12 protein-coding genes and 1 pseudogene are annotated in these 18,082 nt (G+C 65.1%); 4 read left to right on the top strand and 9 right to left on the bottom strand.

Annotation, left to right across the window (positions count from 1 at the left end; all coding sequences use genetic code 11):
• Positions 1-4: 4 nt before the first annotated feature.
• From argJ to BMIN_RS05800, 6 genes are all read right to left on the bottom strand, one after another.
• On the bottom strand, positions 5-1,174 hold the full coding sequence (gene argJ, locus BMIN_RS05825; protein ID WP_022860544.1) for a bifunctional glutamate N-acetyltransferase/amino-acid acetyltransferase ArgJ: 1,170 nt from the start codon (positions 1,172-1,174) through the stop codon (positions 5-7).
• A complete protein-coding gene (gene argC / locus BMIN_RS05820) occupies positions 1,171-2,265 on the bottom strand; it encodes an N-acetyl-gamma-glutamyl-phosphate reductase (protein ID WP_022860543.1) in 1,095 nt (364 codons plus the stop codon). Before argC ends, argJ begins: the two co-directional genes overlap by 4 nt.
• Positions 2,266-2,400: 135 nt before the next feature.
• Positions 2,401-3,069: a hypothetical protein gene (locus BMIN_RS05815; RefSeq protein ID WP_051913498.1), complete on the bottom strand. Its 669-nt coding sequence runs from the start codon at positions 3,067-3,069 to the stop codon at positions 2,401-2,403.
• 47 nt (positions 3,070-3,116) lie between these two features.
• On the bottom strand, positions 3,117-5,717 hold the full coding sequence (pheT, locus tag BMIN_RS05810; RefSeq protein WP_026647302.1) for a phenylalanine--tRNA ligase subunit beta: 2,601 nt from the start codon (positions 5,715-5,717) through the stop codon (positions 3,117-3,119).
• A 7-nt stretch (positions 5,718-5,724) separates the two neighbouring features.
• A complete protein-coding gene (gene pheS, locus BMIN_RS05805; RefSeq protein ID WP_022860540.1) occupies positions 5,725-6,792 on the bottom strand; it encodes a phenylalanine--tRNA ligase subunit alpha in 1,068 nt (355 codons plus the stop codon).
• A 64-nt stretch (positions 6,793-6,856) separates the two neighbouring features.
• Entirely contained in the window at positions 6,857-7,759 is a 903-nt protein-coding gene (locus BMIN_RS05800) for a TrmH family RNA methyltransferase (protein WP_022860539.1), read from the bottom strand.
• A gap of 234 nt (positions 7,760-7,993) precedes the next feature.
• Between BMIN_RS05800 and BMIN_RS05795 the strand changes: the two genes are divergently transcribed.
• Positions 7,994-9,700 (top strand): ABC transporter permease, encoded by a 1,707-nt coding sequence (locus BMIN_RS05795; protein WP_022860538.1) that lies wholly within the window; start codon positions 7,994-7,996, stop codon positions 9,698-9,700.
• Positions 9,701-9,918: 218 nt separating this feature from the next.
• Positions 9,919-10,571 (top strand): annotated as a pseudogene (locus tag BMIN_RS05790) (ABC transporter ATP-binding protein).
• A gap of 103 nt (positions 10,572-10,674) precedes the next feature.
• Here BMIN_RS05790 and BMIN_RS05785 read toward each other — a convergent pair.
• The 3 genes from BMIN_RS05785 to BMIN_RS05775 all read right to left on the bottom strand — a co-directional run bounded on the left by BMIN_RS05785 (position 10,675) and on the right by BMIN_RS05775 (position 15,626).
• Positions 10,675-13,335 (bottom strand): ATP-binding cassette domain-containing protein, encoded by a 2,661-nt coding sequence (locus BMIN_RS05785; RefSeq protein ID WP_022860537.1) that lies wholly within the window; start codon positions 13,333-13,335, stop codon positions 10,675-10,677.
• Between the two features lie 13 nt (positions 13,336-13,348).
• The gene (locus BMIN_RS05780) at positions 13,349-13,984 is read right to left on the bottom strand and encodes an ECF transporter S component (protein ID WP_022860536.1); all 636 of its coding nucleotides are present in this window, start codon (positions 13,982-13,984) and stop codon (positions 13,349-13,351) included.
• Between the two features lie 271 nt (positions 13,985-14,255).
• Positions 14,256-15,626, bottom strand: coding sequence for a dipeptidase (locus tag BMIN_RS05775; RefSeq protein WP_022860535.1), 1,371 nt, complete (start codon positions 15,624-15,626; stop codon positions 14,256-14,258).
• A gap of 104 nt (positions 15,627-15,730) precedes the next feature.
• Here BMIN_RS05775 and BMIN_RS05770 point away from each other — a divergent pair, with 104 nt between their 5' ends.
• Positions 15,731-16,354 (top strand): DUF3043 domain-containing protein, encoded by a 624-nt coding sequence (locus tag BMIN_RS05770; RefSeq protein ID WP_022860534.1) that lies wholly within the window; start codon positions 15,731-15,733, stop codon positions 16,352-16,354.
• An 88-nt stretch (positions 16,355-16,442) separates the two neighbouring features.
• On the top strand, positions 16,443-17,951 hold the full coding sequence (locus BMIN_RS05765) for an FAD-dependent oxidoreductase (RefSeq protein ID WP_238565631.1): 1,509 nt from the start codon (positions 16,443-16,445) through the stop codon (positions 17,949-17,951).
• Positions 17,952-18,082 lie beyond the last annotated feature (131 nt).

The raw sequence follows: 18,082 nt of genomic DNA, 5'->3' as shown, positions 1-18,082 counted from the left end.
CCGGTCAGCTCTCATAGTCGGCGTTGATATGCACATAGTCCAGGGTCAGATCATCGGTCCACACGGTCGCCTCAGACGCGCCCACATGAAGATCGATGTCGATATGGACCTCCCGGGGGGTCATGTCGACCTCCGAGCGGTCCCTGCCAGGCTTGCCGCCGTCACACACACGCACCCCATTGATGTCGACCGTCACATCGGCGGGCGAGAATCTGGCCTGCGAGACGGGGACGGTTCCCAACGAGCTGACCACACGGCCCCAATTCGGGTCGTTGCCGTAGATCGCGCATTTGAGGAGGTTGGACGCGGCGACCGCTCTGGCGCAGACCAAAGCGGATTCCTCGCTTTCGGCGCCGGTGACCATGATCCGCACGTCATGGCTCGACCCCTCGCCGTCGCCGACGATCTGGCGCGCCAACGACCCGCATGCGGCGGCGACGTTCCCACGGAACTCGTCCAGGTCGGGCTCGACGCCGGATGCACCGGACGCAAGAAGGAGAACCGTGTCATTGGTGGACATGCAGCCATCCACGTCGATCCTGTTGAAGGAGCGGTCGACCGCGGATTCCAGGGCCGACCGAAGATCATCGGAGGACACGACGGCATCGGTGGTGATCACGCACAGCATCGTCGCCAGCTGGGGTGCGATCATCCCCGACCCCTTGACCATGCCCCCCAGACGGTAGCCATCGCCCTGGATGCGGACCGTTTTCGGCGTCTTGTCCGTCGTCATGATCGCATGCGCGGCGTCAAGCCCCGATCCGTCGTCACTGCCCAGTCGGGCATACGCCGCGTCGACGCCGGAGAGGACCCTGTCCAAAGGCAGAAGCTCACCGATCAATCCCGTCGAGCATACGGCGACCTGATCCGAATCCACGCCAAGCCGCTGGGCCAGACGCTCGGCGGTCGCCTTGGACTGGCCAAGCCCTTCGGGACCCGTGCAGGCGTTGGCGCCACCTGAGTTGAGCACGACCGCCACAGCATGACCGTCGCGGACCACCCCACGCGACCACTGCACGGGGGCCGCGCAGAAACGGTTTGACGTGAACACACCCGCGGCGGCATCACGCGGGCCATCGTTGACCACAACGGCCACGTCGCGCTTACCGGGGACGGAGGATATTCCCGCCACGACACCAGCCGCCGAAAAACCCTGTGCAAACGTCACGCTCATGGCGCCACTCCTATCGTCGTCAGGCCCTGGTCCTCGGGGAGGCCCAGAGCGATGTTAAGGGACTGCACGGCCTGACCGGCCGTGCCCCGGGTCAGATTGTCGATCGCCGACATGGCGATCAGCCGTCCCGCTCGACGGTCCACGGCCACCTGGATGTGCGCCGCGTTCGAGCCGATCACGTTGGCCGTTGCGGGCATGGTCCCGGGATCGAGAAGGACCATGAACGACTGCCCGGCATAGGCGCGTTCCCACGATTCCCGGATCTGCGCGTCGCTGGCCGCCATCGCCTCGGCGCTCAACGGCGCCGAGACCACGGCGAGAATGCCACGGGACATAGGCGCGAGAACGGGTGTGAACGACACCGGGAACCTCGCCGATTCCTCGGCCGCCAGACCCGCGGCGTGGGCGAGGTTCTGCTGGATCTCCGGAATGTGTCGGTGAGTTCCACCCACGCCGTAGGGGACCGCGGACCCCAACGCCTCGGCCGCCAGCAATCCCGTTCTTTTAAGGCTTTTACCCGCGCCGGAGTAGCCCACGACCAGATCAGCCACGATTCCTCGCTCATCGATGAGTCCATCATGGACGGCAGGCTGAATCGCCAGTGTCACGGCGGTCACGTTGCACCCGGGACCCGCGATCCTATGCGCCCCGCGCAGCTCGTCGCGGCCGCGTCTGATCGTTCCGTCCGCATTCGACCCCAGGATCAGCTCGGGCATCCCATACGCCCACGCCGGATGATAGGGACCCCCATAGAAGTCCTCCCACGCGGACCGCGTCTGCAGCCTGTGGTCGGCCCCAAGATCAACCATGATGGGCCCATCGCCGATGTCGTCGGCCAGCGTGCCGGAGGCCCCGTGCGGAAGGGCCATGATGACGACGTCATGATCCCGCAGCACATCCGCCGTCGTGTCCTGAACACGGAGGTCGGCGTATTGGGGGATATGCGGAAGAAAGGATCCCAGACGCTCTCCGACCGAGGAATGCCCGGTCACGCATGTGACGGCGAAATCCGGATGCCGCGCGAGAATCCTCAGGGCCTCACCGCCCGCATATCCCGTCGCCCCGGCCACCGCAACGGATAGCACCGACATGTTTAGCCCTCCCCCATTCGACGATCACCGCTCTGCCTACCAATGGACACATAATATACAGACATGCGTATACATATGCAACGGCGTGTCGTCATGACCGCATGCCCCGGCCATCACATGCGCGACGGATCGTCTTCAGGCCGACACGGAATCCGATCCCGAACCGGAACCCGAACCCGAACCCGGCATGGTTCCCCCCATCACCATGCTCCACAGCTGGTCGGCGGTAACTCCCTGACGGACGAGCCAGATGTCCACGACGAGCGTGAGGACGTTGACGATGACGGCCGCCAGCCCCCACCCAAAACCTCGCATATGGAACCTTCTCGTGCGCCACATGCACAGAAGCCCCATCACCGTGGGGAGGATGGGAAGGCCAAGCAGCGCCAGAACCAGAGACGTGGGTCCGAAGACATCCCATTGCCCGTACAGGGGGTTCCGCGAAGGGTCGGACGGATCGACGCGACCGGCACCGGGCGCACCTGGGTTCGTCTCCGGGTTCCCGTCACGCGGCGTCGTCGGCGCGGAAGATCCAGCCGGCGGTTTCCCGCCATCGCCGTCATCCCCCTCCTTCTGCGGAGCGCCATAGATATAGGGATCATAGGATTCCGGGAACGATGCGGCGGAGGCCCCGTACTTGGGAACACGGATCTGGCCGTACTCGGGCTTCCGCCCGCCTCGCGACGAAGGCCTCCCCTCGTCCTGCGACGAGAGCGGCCGGGAACCGTCCGAACCGTCATCGGACTGGTCCCGCCCGCCGTCATGCGGATCACGGGACGTCCGGGAGTCGCTCCCGTCATGCATCGCCATATCCATCCGCCCCTTCCCACGACCGCCGATGCGGTCGCGGATCATGCCCTGAGACTGGCTCCCAGGGACCGCGCGGCCGTGACGATCTCGGCCCTGATGCGCTCGCTGTCGTCTGAGGTCAGCGTTCTGTCCATCGCGCGGAACGTGACGGAGAACGCCAGCGAGGTGAACCCCTCCGGAAGCTGCCCGCCCGTGAACACATCGAACAACTCGATATCCTCCAGCTCATCACCAGCCGCCTCGCGGATGGCATCCGTCAGACGCGCCGCGGAGACGGAGTCGGGAACGGTGAAGGCCAGATCCTGCTTGACGGGAGGATAGGTCGAGATCGGACGGGCCTGAACGGGCCTGTCGTCGAGCCGGGCGAACAACGCGGTGAGATCGAGCTCGAAGGCGGCGGAATGTTCGGGAAAGCCCAAAGCCTCATCGACATGGGGATGAAGCTCGCCGACCATTCCCACCCGGACCCCGTCGAGGACGACGAACGCGAACCGACCGGGATGCCACTGCGCGGGAACGTCGCCATACCGAGGCTGGTCAAGACGCGCTCCGGCGCCGAGACGCGCGCACACGCGCTGGACGGCCTCCACTGCATCGGTCCAATCCACGGGACGCTTGTCGCCCAGCCACCCCGAGTCGACGGCCATGCCGGTGAATATGCCGGACACATGCATCGGCTGGTCGGGAAGACCGGCGTCCAGCGCCGCGAGCTGCTCGTCGCTGGGCCTCGTTCCGCCGGGGAGCGCGGGGATGGCGGGCGCCTGCGGATCCCACAGGTACACGTGACCGACCTCATACAACGCCACGTCGTCGATGCCACGCCGACGATTCCGCTGCACGGTCTGGGCCAGCGTGGGAAGGATCATCCGCCGCAGATAGGGACGATCCCCCGCCAGGGGATTCGCGATCTCGACGCTGACGGGTCCCAGCTCATCCACGCTCCACCGGAACGCGGAGAAATCCTCGGGGCCAACGAACGGATAGCTCAGGGATTCCGTCATGGAGAACTGCGCCAGCTCATCGGCGACCTCGCGCCGCCGACGCTGGTCCGACGTGAGTCCGACGGCTCCATGGACGGGCGCCGGGGGAACCGTCACCGGAATCTCGTCGTAGCCGACGAGCCTCGCGACCTCCTCGACGAGATCGCACGCCTCGTTGAGGTCCGGCCTCCAGCTGGGGGCGGACACGGAGAACTCCCCGTTTCCGCCGCCGGCCACGGTGCATCCGATATCCGTGAGGATGTCGCTGATGCGATTGACATCGGTGTCGAGACCCGTCAGGCGAGACACCTCGGACGCGCGGAAGGCGATGGGACGACGCCGGGTCGTATGGTCCACATCGGTGGGATGCTCCGAAGGATTGCCCTCCCCATACCTCGACAGAAGCTCCGCGGCCATCTGCGCGGCGGCCGGCTGGATCCGCGGATCCACGCCCCGCTCGAAGCGTCGCGATGCCTCGGATGGGGTCTTATGCCTTCTGGCGGAACGGGCCACCGACACCTGGTCAAAGCACGCAGCCTCAAGAAGCACGTTGCGGGTATCCGCGGTCACCTCCCCGTAGAGACCGCCCATCACCCCGGCGAGTCCGAGGATTCGCAATCCACGGTTTCCCTGGGGCGAGTCGGTGATGAGAAGATCCTCGACGCTCAGCTCATGGGTTTTGCCGTCAAGGGTCGTCAGGCTCTCGCCCTCAAGGGCGCGGCGAACCACGATGGGACCCTCGACCTTGTCGAGGTCGTAGGCGTGCATCGGCTGGCCCAGGTCCATCATCACGTAGTTCGTCACGTCCACGGCCAGCGAGATCGGACGGATCCCCGCGCGGATGAGCCTGCGCCGCATCCACTGGGGCGTGGACGCCCCGGGGTCGAATCCTCTGACCGTCCTCGCGTAGTAGCGGCTGCAGCCTGCGACGCCGTGGATGGGGTTGCCGTCCTCGATCTCGACCTCGACCTCGGCCGTCGCCGGATCCGCCGCCTGCGGAACGCTTTTGTTGAGCCGATCGACGGGATCGGAGAACGCGGCTCCCGTCGAATGATGGTATTCCCTGCATACGCCGCGGTAGGAGAAGGCGTACCCACGGTCGGGCGTGATGTTGATCTCGAGGATCGGCTGGTCGAGATGGAGAAGCCCCATCACGTCATCGCCCGGTTTGAGCGACTCCGCCTCATGCGAAGGCAGCCCGTAGTGATCGAGCAGAATGATGCCGTCGTGGTTGTCGCCCAGTCCCAGCTCACGCTCGGACGCGCACATGCCGTCCGAGACGTGGCCATAGGTCCTGCGCGGCTCGATTCGGAAATCCCCCGGCAGGACGGCACCGGGAAGCGTGACGACGACCTTCTCGCCGGCGGCCATGTTGGGCGCCCCGCACACGATTCCTCGTGGCACCTTGCGCCCGGATTCATCGACGGCGTTGTATCGGTCACCCACATCGACATGGCACCAGTTGATGGTTTTGCCGTTCTTCTGGGGCTCGGGGGTGGCATCCACCACGTACCCCACCACGATGGGCCCCGTCACCTGAGAGGGATGAATCTCCTCCTCCTCAAGGCCGACCCTGACGAGATCCGCCGCGAGACGCTCGTATGTGAGGTCTTCGGGAACCTCCACATGCTCCTTGAGCCAATCAATGTCCACCATAGGCATGTGCCGTTCACTCCCCCATCACGAATTGCTTGCTGAAACGCACGTCACCCTCGACCAGATCGTGCATGTCGTTGATGTCATGACGCAGGAGCAGAGTGCGCTCCATACCCACGCCGAAGGCGAAACCGGTGTACTTATCCGGATCGAGCCCGGCCGACTTCAGCACATTGGGGTTGACCATCCCGCAGCCGCCCCATTCGATCCATCCGGGGCCCCCCTTCTTGTCGGGGAACCAGAGGTCGAGTTCGGCGCTGGGCTCGGTAAAGGGGAAGTAGCTTGGACGCAGTCGGCTTTTCGCCTCCGGTCCGAACATCGCGACGGCCAGCTTGTCGAGAACACCCTTGAGATCGGCCATCGTCAGATTCCTGTCGACGGCGAGCGCCTCGCACTGATGGAAGACGGGCGTGTGCGTGGCATCCAGCTCATCGGTGCGGAACACCCGTCCGGGGCACGCGATGTACAGGGGAACGCCGCGAGTGAGCAGCGCGCGGACCTGATCGGATGACGTCTGGGTCCTCAGAACCATGTTGGATCCCACGAATCCCGCGGCGTCCCGGGCCTGATTTCCCTTGACGTAGAAGGTGTCCTGCATCTGCCTCGCAGGATGGTCGGGGCCGAAGTTCAACGCGTCGAAGTCGTACCACTCGCTTTCCACCTCGGGTCCCTGGGATATCTGCCATCCCATGGACACGAAGAGATCCTCGACGTCCTCCATAAGCTTCGCAAGCGGGTGGCGCGAGCCCAACGGCTTCCTGCGCACCGGAAGCGTCATATCCACCTTCTGGGAGGCCAGAACGCGCTCCTCCTCCTCCCGGCTCACGTCAGCCTGACGGGCGGCCAGAGCGCGCCCGAATTCGGCCTTGAGCCTGCCGACAAGCTTCCCGGCATCCTTGCGGCGATCCGCGGGAAGCGATCCCAGGGACCGACCGGCGAGAGTAAGCACGGACTGAGGGCCCGCGTAACGAGTTCTGATGGAGGCGAGCTCCTCGGAGCTGGAGGCCTGAGCTATCTCATCGACGCCCGCGTTGACCGCATCGGTCACCGCCTGCGCATCGAACACCGCATCCTGTGACACAAGTTCCCTTTCCGCATCGACCGGCCCTGAGGGGAACGCTTCCCCCGGTGAGCCGACAGGCCATTCATCGACGCACGATTCTCCCAACACGACTCGACATACCACGGTCCGCCATCGCCATGGTGAACAGCATCACGGCGGCGCTGGTGGCGAGGTTCATCGACTCGGCACGACCATACATGGGGATGGACACGACGCGCTCCACCCGCGAGAGGATGCCATCGGGAAGGCCGCGGGCCTCGTTGCCGAAAAGCACGCTGACCCCGCGGACGGACGGCATGGCGGCCGCCACATCCGGCAGGGATTCGGGAGGACGCTCCGGCGACCCGTGGACATCGGCCGCCATCACGTCCCCCGCGCGGCGATGGGCCCAATCGAGGAACTCCTCCGTTCCCATGCGGGCTATGGGAAGATGGAACATCGACCCGGCCGTCGAACGCACGACCTTGGGCGAATAGGGATCGACGCATTCATCCACGAACACCACCCGCGAGCATCCCGCGGCGTCGCACACGCGAATCACCGCACCCGCATTGCCGGGATCGCGTATCTGCCAGAACGCCGCGACCAGCCCCCCGGAGACATCCCCCGCAACGGCGCCGTCCGGGGAGGGCATGTCCGCCACTCCCACGATTCCCTGCGCCTCGGGGGCCAGATGGCGCATAACCGTGGAGGTGACCGGATGCACGTACACTCCGGCGTCCACGGCCTGACCGACTATGGCCGCGATCCGCGCGCCACCCGAGCGTTCCGTCCCGGCGGCATCCCCCGGGGCGGCCATGAGGTCCTTGTCGACGAAAAGGTCACGGAGCGTCCCGGGCGCGCACGACACCGCCTCGCGAACGGACTGGGGGCCTTCGACCAGGAACCGTCCGAAGCGTTTTCGGCACCGCGCGTCGGCCAGATCCGCGGCCTTGCGTATTCGTCCCGAACGCGGGTTGTCTGTCACTATGGAATCCACGGGCATGGTCCCACTGTACGCCCGGCGTTCGCCCGGTCACGCGCGCCGTCGCCGCTCGGCATTGGTCATGCGACGATCACCGTTCTCAGAATCGTCCACGTCTATTCACAGCAACCATTCATCCATTCCACACACCACGTCCATGCCCGATGCAGGTCATGGCAATGCGCCGGGTGTCTTACGGTTCCATGCCGCCCCACCGGCGGCGCCACACACTGGCCATCCATCACAAGGACTCCTATGTTCATAGTGAAGAACGCTTTGCGAAGCGTCACGCGCTCGAAGGGGCGCAACATACTGATCATCATCATCGTGGCGATCATCGCCGCGGCCGCGACCATCGGCCTCTCGATCCGTCAGGCGGCGCAGACGGCGCGCGAATCCGGACTGAGCAACACGACGATCACCGCGCAGATAGATCTCGACCGCAGCAAGCTCATCAGCCAGCAAAGGTCGTCATCGTCATCGTCATCGTCGTCATCGTCATCGTCATCGTCGTCATCGTCAAGCTCCGGAACGCCGGACTTCGATTCTCTGCGCAAGTCGCTGAGCGACAAGCAGCTGACCCTGTCGGCCTACAAGAAATACGCGAAGTCATCATCGGCGGTAGCGAAAACGTACTACTCATTGACCGCATCAGTGGCCAAAACCGATTTCTTCCAGCCCGTGGAGAGCTCGGATTCCAGCTCGTCCTCATCGTCGAGCTCCGACTCGTCCGATTCGTCGAACTCGCAGCAGGGACCGGGGGAATCCGGGCAGTCGGGCATGCCCGGATCGACCATGGAGCAGACGCAGTCAGGGGATTTCCAACTCGTCGGCTTCTCCTCCGACACCGCGGTGTCCAACGCCAGCAACGGCAGCTTCACCATGTCATCGGGCAAGGTGTTCGGCTACACCTCCGCCTCCGACGGTGACGTGATCATCTCCAAATCGCTGGCGGACTTCAACGACCTCAGCGTCGGGGACACCATCAGCGTCGCGGATTCGAGCGACTCGTCCACGACCCACAAGCTCACCATCGTGGGCATCTACAAGAACTCGAGCGATTCCGGGTCCACGATGAGCGGCCCCAACTCCTCCACGGCGTCGGATCCGGCGAACGCGATCTACACTTCGGTCTCCACGCTCAAATCCCTGGGGATGGATTCCACCACCGGAGACGACGCCACCGCGCAGCTGACGTACACCTACGTCTTCTCCAGCAAGGACGATTACGAGACCTTCGTCAAGGACGTCAAGAAGGCCGGTCTCTCCAGCGACTACACGGTGAGCTCCACGGATGTGGATCAGTACGAATCCAGCCTGGTGCCGTTGAACAACCTCTCGTCCTTCGCCCTGACTCTTCTTCTGGTCGTCCTCGGCGTCGGAGCGGTAGTCCTCGTGGCGCTCAACCTCTTCACGGTCCGCGAACGCAAATACGAGGTCGGGGTGCTCACGGCGATCGGCGTGAAAAAGGCCAAGGTCGCCGCGCAGTTCGTTCTGGAGCTTCTTGTCGTGACCATGATCGGACTGGCCATAGGCACGGCGGCCGGAGCCGTGACGTCGGTGCCCGTGTCCAACAAGCTTCTGGCAAGCCAGGTCTCGTCCCAGCAAAGCCAGCAGACCAGCCAAATGCAGCGGTTCGGCCGTCAGATGCAGGGCGGGAACGGCACTGCGGGAGGAAGCGGACAACAGAGCGGCACATCCGGATCATCCACCTCCGGCAGCAGCGGCTCGTCGACCAACTCGTCCACCACCAGCCAGGCCCCGTCGTCGAGTTCCAACGGGCCGGGATCCTGGGGAACCAGCACGACGAAATATCTCTCGTCCATCAATGCGAGCGTGAACATGACGGTCGTGGGCCAACTGATGCTGATCGGTCTGGCGCTGACCCTGGTGTCGTCACTGGTGGCCGTGGTGTTCGTCATGCGCTATGAACCCCTCCAGATACTGGCGGAACGGTCATGACAGACATTCACTCATCCCGCGGCCACGCATCGGCCGACGCAGACAGCTCCACACCTACGGAACAAGGTACAAGGAAACAAGGCACAAGGACGCCATCCATGACCAAAACAGCATCACAGAAACCACGAACATCAGCGGACATCCCACCCACTCACCCCACCGAGGCGACCCCCGCCGCCGATCCATCGGCCACGTCCGACGCCACGCCGGTTCTGGAGATGCGCGAGGTGAGCTACTCCTACACGAAAGGCGGGAAAAAGTTCTTAACGATGTCAGCCACAGCTTTTCCGCCGGCAGGGTCCACGCCATCACCGGCCCCTCAGGAGTGGGGAAGACCACCCTGCTGTCCCTGATATCCGGGCTGACGACGCCCACCCACGGAGCGGTCCTGTATCAGGGACGCGATCTGGCCAAGCAGGATCGCTACGGCTACCGCAGCCATGACATCGGCGTCATCTTCCAGAGCTTCAATCTTCTTCCCTCCCTGACGGTGTCGGAGAACATCATCCTGTCCATGGACGCCTCCGGAAAGACGTTCGACCGTCCGAAGAAGGAGCTGGCCCAGGATCTGCTCCAGCAGGTGCATCTTCCTCCCGAATACGCCAACGAACGCATCCTGCACCTCTCGGGAGGCGAGCAGCAGCGCGTCGCCATCGCCCGGGCCATCGGCTACCACCCGGAAGTCATCATCGCCGACGAGCCGACGGGCAACCTCGACATGACGACGCAAAGCGACATCATGGGCATATTCCGGTCCCTGGCCCATGAGCAGAACCGCTGCGTGATCATCGTCACGCACAGCCCGCAAGTGGCCGACGCCTCGGACGACGTTTTCGAGCTGGCACCGCTGCAGCGCAGAAGGAAGCGCTAGCCGGAATCGCTAGCCGGAACGCCGCCACCCGGGGCGTGGCGGCGAGAGAACGGCGAGAGGGCAGCGAGAGAACGAGTGGTACGGAACGATCCGCAACGAGGCCTCAGCCTCCAAGGAAAGCGAACGTTCCGCACCACCACGCCGTGAACAGGGCGACGAGAGGAACCGCCAGACACACCGCGAGGAACACCGCGTCACGGACGTGGACGGCGCTGATCCGGGCATGGGTTCGCGCCATGTCGCCGCCGAAGCCCCGCGCCTCCATGGCCACGGCCAGAGACGTCGACCGTCGTATGGACAGGACCAGCAGGGCGAAGGCCTGCGGCATGAAGGACCTCACCGCGCTGTCGTCGCCCAGGCCACGAGACCTGCGCGAGGCGGCCAGGGCGGACCAGTCGTCGCGCAGCACGGAGAACAGCCTCATCCCGGCCAGCCCCCCGTACACGAACCGATCCGGAAGATGCAGGATCTGGCTGAAGGAATCCGCCAGATCCGTGGCATCGACGCCCAGAACCATCACGATGGCGGGGATGCCGACCGCCAGTATGCGCACCGCGGTGGCCACGGCAAGGGTCGCGGACTTATCGCTGACGACGATCATCGCCCAGCTCCACCAGACATCCCCTCCCGTCTTCCCATAGAGAAGAACGGCCAGGGCCGATCCCGGAGCGCCGACGATTATCGGCCAGCACGAACGCGCCACATGCCATGGGGCATACCCGATCACCGCCAGCAGAACCATCTCCAATCCCAACGCGACGCCGGCCGACACGACGTCCAGACTAAAAAGAAGGGGAAGCGACACCAGAAAAGCCCCGATAAGTCGGATGGAGGGGTTCAGGGACGCCAGCACGGGGGATCTGCTTGACGGCTTCTCGTCCTCGGACCGATGGCTGACCGGGCTGACGGCGATCCTGATGGATGAGTGACGTCCGTCATCCTGATCCGTCGTCGCTCCGACCGCTCCGACCGACGTGGACGGCTCGGACGGCGCGGACGATGTGACCGGGCTCTCCTTAGCCACCCATTCACCGTCAGCACCCGAGGGGACGAGTTCGACGACTCGAGCGTCCAGGGCCGAGACCAGCTCCCTGTCATGGGTGACCACGATCACGCTGACGCCATCCCCGCGCAGTCCGCGGATCAGTCTGACGATCTGCATCCAGGTGCGCCGGTCCTGTCCGAAGGTCGGCTCGTCGAGAATCAGGACCCGGGGGGCGGCCGCCAACGCGGCGGCGACCGTGAGACGGCGCTTCTCCCCGCCCGAAAGCGTGTAGGGATTGGCCCTTGCGTACCGTCCGAGATTGAATCGGGCAAGCAGATCCTCGGCGCGCGCCCTGGCCTTCTCCTCGTCCATGCCCGTGCGCAGGGGCCCCAGCATGACCTCGTCGAGAACGGTCCCTCGTGCGAATTGATGCTCGGGATTCTGGAACACGTAGGAGATTCTGGCGGCCAGCTCCCGTGAACTCCACGACAGCGGATGGGGGTCGTCGACGCCACGAGCCAGATCACCGCATGCACGGACCTCCCCCGCGACCGGTTTCAGCAATCCCGCAAGGGTCAGCGACAGCGTGGATTTGCCGGCTCCGTTCGCACCGACCAACGCCGTTATCTGACCCGTGCGAAACGCGAGGTCGATGTTCCCGGCCAACGCCCGTCCCGAACGACCGATGGACAGTCCGGTCGCAACCAGAAGAGGGTCCCCCGTTCCCTCCTTCGCGCCATACGCGGGCTCCCCGTCAACATGGACCACGCCGATGCGGCCACCGTCATGCCGGTATCGCCGCGGCACCCATATCCCCAGCCGATCGAAGTCGATCGTCGGATTCCCGAACACCTTATCGGGAGTCCCATCCGCGACGACAACCGTTTCACGGTCATCCCCATTCCCCGCAACGCCGAGAACGACGACTCTGTCGATGATGTCCATCCATGGCTGCGCGCGATGCTCGACCAGAAGCATCGTCGCATGAGTCGATTCAAGGACGCTTCCCACCGCGGCGACGATCTGATCGACTCCGTCCGGATCCAGATTGGCGGTCGGCTCATCCAGAAGGATCGCACCGGGCTTCATGGACAGGACCCCGGCCAACGCCAGACGCTGCGTCTGCCCGCCGCTGAGATGCGCGGTGGAATGGTGCAGCTGGATGCCGGAAAGACCGACCTGCGCGAGGCCGTCCTCCACGCGCCGCCATATCTCCTCGCGGGGGATCCCAAGGTTCTCAGGGCCGAAGGCCGTATTGTCCCCCACGCGATGGAAGACGGTTTGGGACTCAGGATCCTGCAGAACGAGTCCGACCCGTCCACGCGCGCGCGCGACGGGGACCCCGTCGACGAGGACCCGCCCCTCGCTCACTCCCCCATCGGAATCCTCCACACGCCGCGTCTGCGCTGTCTGCGTTGTCTGCGTCTGCGTTGTCTGCGTCCGCGCTGACCGGGATTCCACTGCCCGGGATTCCGGGGACTCGCCGGCATCGACGCCGAGAATCCCCGCGCATCCCTCGAGAATGGTCGATTTGCCGATTCCCGAAGCGCCCAGAAGAAGAACCCGCTGCCCGGCGGGAATGTCGAGGTTGAGTCCGCGCACGGCGAACCGCCGTCGAGACGCGTGGCGGAACCCCCAATCGACGAACCGCAGCGAAGCGCCTCGCCCGCGCCCGGAAGCCTCGGGGGAAGCGCCGCCCGCGCCCTTCGAGACGGAATCCCGGGTGCACGACGGATCCACCGCGTCGGAGGAACGGACGCGTTCGCTGCTTGTCGACATATGGTTGCTGCCTCTAGTCCTGCGTTCCGCGGATCTGACGTCCCGACACGAACGCATCAAGCGCCCCGGTCCTGGCGATGGCGATATAGAGATACCACATCAGCACTCCCGCGATGACGGCGCCCGACAACGTGGTGGTGACGAAATACATGATTCCGTAGCTGCCCGTGGCGCTTATGGCCTGGAGGTGCGTGAAGAAGGAGTATCCCCAGCATCCGATCCCGGACAGCGCGCCCGACAGCGCGGCCACGGGAAGCGTCCATCTGCGGTAGGCGAACGCCAGAAAAGCCGCTTCGGCGAGCAACCCCTGAACCAGTCCGATGAGGACCGTGGCCACGCCGCCCCAGACGTTGCCCATCAACGCCTCGAGCACGGCCGCCACGACCTCGGCGTAGACGGCCGCACCGGGCTTGCGCACGATGATCGCGGCAAGGGGCCCCGCGAAAAGCCATAATCCATTGAAGATTCCGGCGAGTCCCGGAACGATGGCCTCCAACGCGCTCCACGGCGCATAGGTGGCGATGGCGACGCCCCAATATATCAACGCGCTGGCCACGGCGATCACCGAGGCGACGGCGATGTCCACCACGCGCCACCGCATAGACGCCGATGAAGTCTCCGCATCCGTTCTGCTGTTGTCCTGTGACATTTTCTGTGCCTTTCTTCATCCGATGCTCCATGGAGCATCTCGTAAGGCACGGGATTCGCGACGTCCGTGCGCCGGCATTACCCGGATTCACGTTCATGCGGTCGAGGCCGTCCGGCCTCATCTCAGCCATGCGTTCATGCACAGCCCCCGTGTCGATTGCCGAGTCTAGAGGCAGGCCCGGTCAGATGGAGCGGATCACAGGACACGCGGGTGATTCGTATGATTCACGATTCACGGGAATGATTCGGTCCATGCCGCGTCCCGCGCCGATCTACCGCACGGACGACGCCAGCGCGTCGAGCAGCAGCGCCTCGGCGAGGATGTTCTTGCGGAGCCCCGATATCGAAATCGACTCGTTGGGGCTGTGGGCATTGGACTGGGGGTCCTCCGGCCCCGTCACAAGGACCTGCGCGTTCGGGAACAGGCGTTGGAGCTCGGGGATGAACGGTATCGACCCGCCTTCGCCCTTGTTGACCGGATCCGTACCGAAGGCGGTCCTCATCGAGTCCAGGGCGTCCTCCGTCGCGCGCGCATCCGGATCCATGGCCCATCCGCGACCATTCTCCAGAGGAGTCACCTCGACGCGGCATCCCCAGGGAGCATGCGCGACGAGGAAGTCCGACAGAGCCCTCTGCGCCTCGGCGGGATCCTGATCGGGTGCGGTGCGCAGGGATATCCTGAACCGCGCCTGAGGCGCGATGACGTTGAACGATCCCTCCACGGGATGGGCATCGAATCCGATGACGGTGGCGCTGGGCTTGGTCCACATCCTCGATGCCAGACTTCCCGTTCCCGCCATGCGGTAGCCGGGGACGACGCCGGCATCGGTCCGGACCGTGCCCTCATCCAGATCACGCTGCAGCCCTCCGACGGGCTCCTGCGACGTCACGCCGGGAACCGCCAGATCGCCGTTCTCGTCATACATGGAGGCGATCACCATGGACGACAGCGTCACGGCGTCGAGAATGGCCCCCCCGAACTGCCCCGAATGAACCGGATGATCCAGCACGGTGACCGTGACGTCGACGCAGGTGTTTCCCCTCAGGCTGGTGGTCAGGCTGGGAATCCCGGCCGACCAGTTCCCCGAATCGGCGACGACGATCACATCGGCTTCGAACTCCTGTGGATGCGCCTCGATGAAGGGGATGAAGCTGGGCGATCCCATCTCCTCCTCACCCTCGATGAAAACCCTGACGTTCACGCCGAGATCGCTCCCCAGAGCCCGCAGCGCGCCATAGTGCATGGCGATTCCGCCGCCGTCGTCCGCGGATCCGCGACCGTACATCCTATCGCCATGGATCGCGGCGACGAAGGGATCGGTGTCCCATTCCCCCGCATCCGGAACCGGCTGCACGTCATGATGGGCGTACAACAGAACCGTCGGCGCGTGGGGATCGACGATCCGCGAGCCCACGACCTCCCATGCGCCGACCGAGGCGCCGGTGGATCGGACGACCCGGGCCTCGACGCCGACATCGCGCAGACGGTCGGCCACGAACTGCGCGGATCGGCGCATGTGCTCCCCGTCGATGCCCTCGGAGGATACGGAACGCAGGGCGATCTTGCGTTCGAGCATGGCGATGACATCCGTGAATCCCTCGGCGACTCTGGTCCGGAGCTCCTCCGGAGAGTGGTAAGACATATGCGTGCCCTCCTCATGATGCGGTGTGGCCGTGGTGCCGGCCCGTCAATCTCGCACGGCCTGCATGGTCGCGCGGAGTCTAGGCGTCACCGTAGCCTGCAAACATGACATGGAAGTTCGGAAGGAAGCCCGAAGACGGGCAGGGGAACAATGACGCCGACGAGCGCCGGAACCCCACCGGCGAGGACGAGCGGAACGGCAAGGGAAGGCCGACGCCCAAACGCCGCGAGGCCGAGCAGGAGAGGCTCCGTCCCATGGTTCCCGCCAACCGCAAGGCCAGCGCCAAAGCCGCGCGCAAGCGCATCAAGGAGCGCGAGAACGCCCAGTACGATGCCATGAGATCCGGCGATCTCGCGCACATGCCCGCATCGGAAAGACTGCCCTGGCGCATCTACATCCGCGATTATGTGGACGCCCGCTTCAACGTGGCCGAGTTCTTCATGCCGGTGGCCTTCGCCATCATCATCGTGGCCATGGTTCTGACCTCCATCTCGCCGGGGCTCACCACCATCATCCTTCTGCTTATGTACGTGTATCTCTTCGCCGCCATCATCGACGTGGTCATCATGTGGCGCCGGCTCAGGAAGCTGTTGGTCGCGAAGTTCGGCGACCGCGCGGTGGCGAAGGGATCCCGGTCGGCGACCTACGCCTGGTCGCGCTGCCTGCAGATACGCCGTTGGAGGCTTCCCAAGCCCACTCACGACAAACGCGGCCACTGGCCCGAATGACGGGTCCGGGAGCCGGAAACATGTCTTCTCGGCCGTCGCCCATGGACGGGCGCCGGCATGACACCCGTCGATTGTGAAGGGAGCATCCGTGACCCAGGACGTGACTCAGGAGCAGGACCAGAGGCGGGACTATGACATCGCGATCATCGGGGCCGGCCCAGCCGGATACTCGACCGCGCTGCGGGCCGCCGAGCTGGGGCTGTCGGTCGCGCTGATAGACAGGGACGCGGTCGTCGGAGGCACATGCCTCAACCGGGGGTGCATTCCCTCGAAGGCTCTGATAACCGCCACCCATGCCATCGGGACGATCCGGCATGCCCGGGAGCTGGGCATCAACGCCTCCGTCGACGGCATCGATTTCGGGCGTCTGCGCTCCTATCGCCTCGGCATCATCGACACCATGACCAAGGGGCTTTCGGGCCTTCTCGCACACCGTCACGTACCGGTCTTCCACGGCGAGGCCATGGTCACCCAGCCGGGACGCGTCCGCGTATCCCCCTCCCCCGGAAGGGATGCCGTCGAGTGCACGGAGCGGGCCGGCGTGCCCGAGGATGCGGGTGGATCGATGGATGTCCACGCCGGATCCATAGTTCTGGCGATGGGATCGTCCCCACGTCCCCTTCCGGGGATCCCGTTCTCGGGAGCGCTGATCGACTCGACCCATGCCCTCTCCCTCGATCGGTTCCCCTCAAGCGTCGTCATCGTGGGGTCCGGAGCGATCGCGGTCGAATTCGCCTCGATGTGGAACGAGGCCGGATGCTCCGTCACCCTGCTCATGAGACACGACAGGGTGCTGTCCTCCTGGGATCGCCGGACCTCCTCCACGATCACGCGGGAACTGCGACGTCAGGGGGTCGACGTCGTCGCGCATTCCCGCGTCGTCACGGTCGACACCGGCGTCAATCTCGGAGCCACCGTCCACTACACGGTGGAAGGGTCCGAAGAGCGGAAAAGCGCCTACGGGGAATACGCGCTGGCCGCCATCGGCAGGGATCCCGCGACGGACATGCCGTGGCTGGACGATCTGGGCATCGCCCGCGACGAGGCCGGATGCGTCCCCACCGACGGCTGGGGACGCACATCGGTTCCGGGAATCCGTGCCGTCGGGGACATCACCCCCGGACCCGCCCTGGCCCACAGGGCTTTCGCCCAGGGCATCGTGGCCGCCGAATCCATCGCGGGACTATCGCCCGACCCCGTGGACGACGACGCCGTCCCCAGCGTGGTCTTCTCCTCGCCCGAGGCCGCAAGCGTGGGGATGACCGCGGAGGCCGCGCGACGCCGTGACGACGTCACCGACGTCGAGGAGAGCATCTATCCGATGATGGCCAATGCCAGGATGCTGATGTCGGGATCGGCCGGGTCGCTGTCCATCGTCAGCGGGATCCGGCCGCAGGAATCCTCCGAGCGGATCGTTCTGGGAGTGCATATGGCATCCCCGCTGGCGGGCGACCTCATCGCGGAGGCCCAGCAGCTCGTCGGACAGCATAGTCCGCTCCATCGGGCGTCGGCTCTGATCCATCCGCATCCCACGATGAGCGAGACCCTGGGCGAGGCGCTTCTCAAAGCGGATGGGCGTCCCCTGCACACGCGATGAGGTCGATGGGCCATCGGTCCCGATCGTCGCGCGGCATCCGTCCATGGACGCGAACCCCCCAAGACGCGAATACCCCGCGTCACGACGTACTGGTACTCCGTGCCGCGACGTGCTGGAGGGGCATGACGCGT

The sequence above is a fragment of the Bifidobacterium minimum genome, assembly GCF_000741645.1.
Taxonomy (GTDB): Bacteria; Actinomycetota; Actinomycetes; order Actinomycetales; family Bifidobacteriaceae; genus Bifidobacterium; species Bifidobacterium minimum.
The sequence above is the reverse complement of the archived record's forward strand: the minus strand, read 5'-3'. Positions and strand labels throughout refer to the sequence as shown.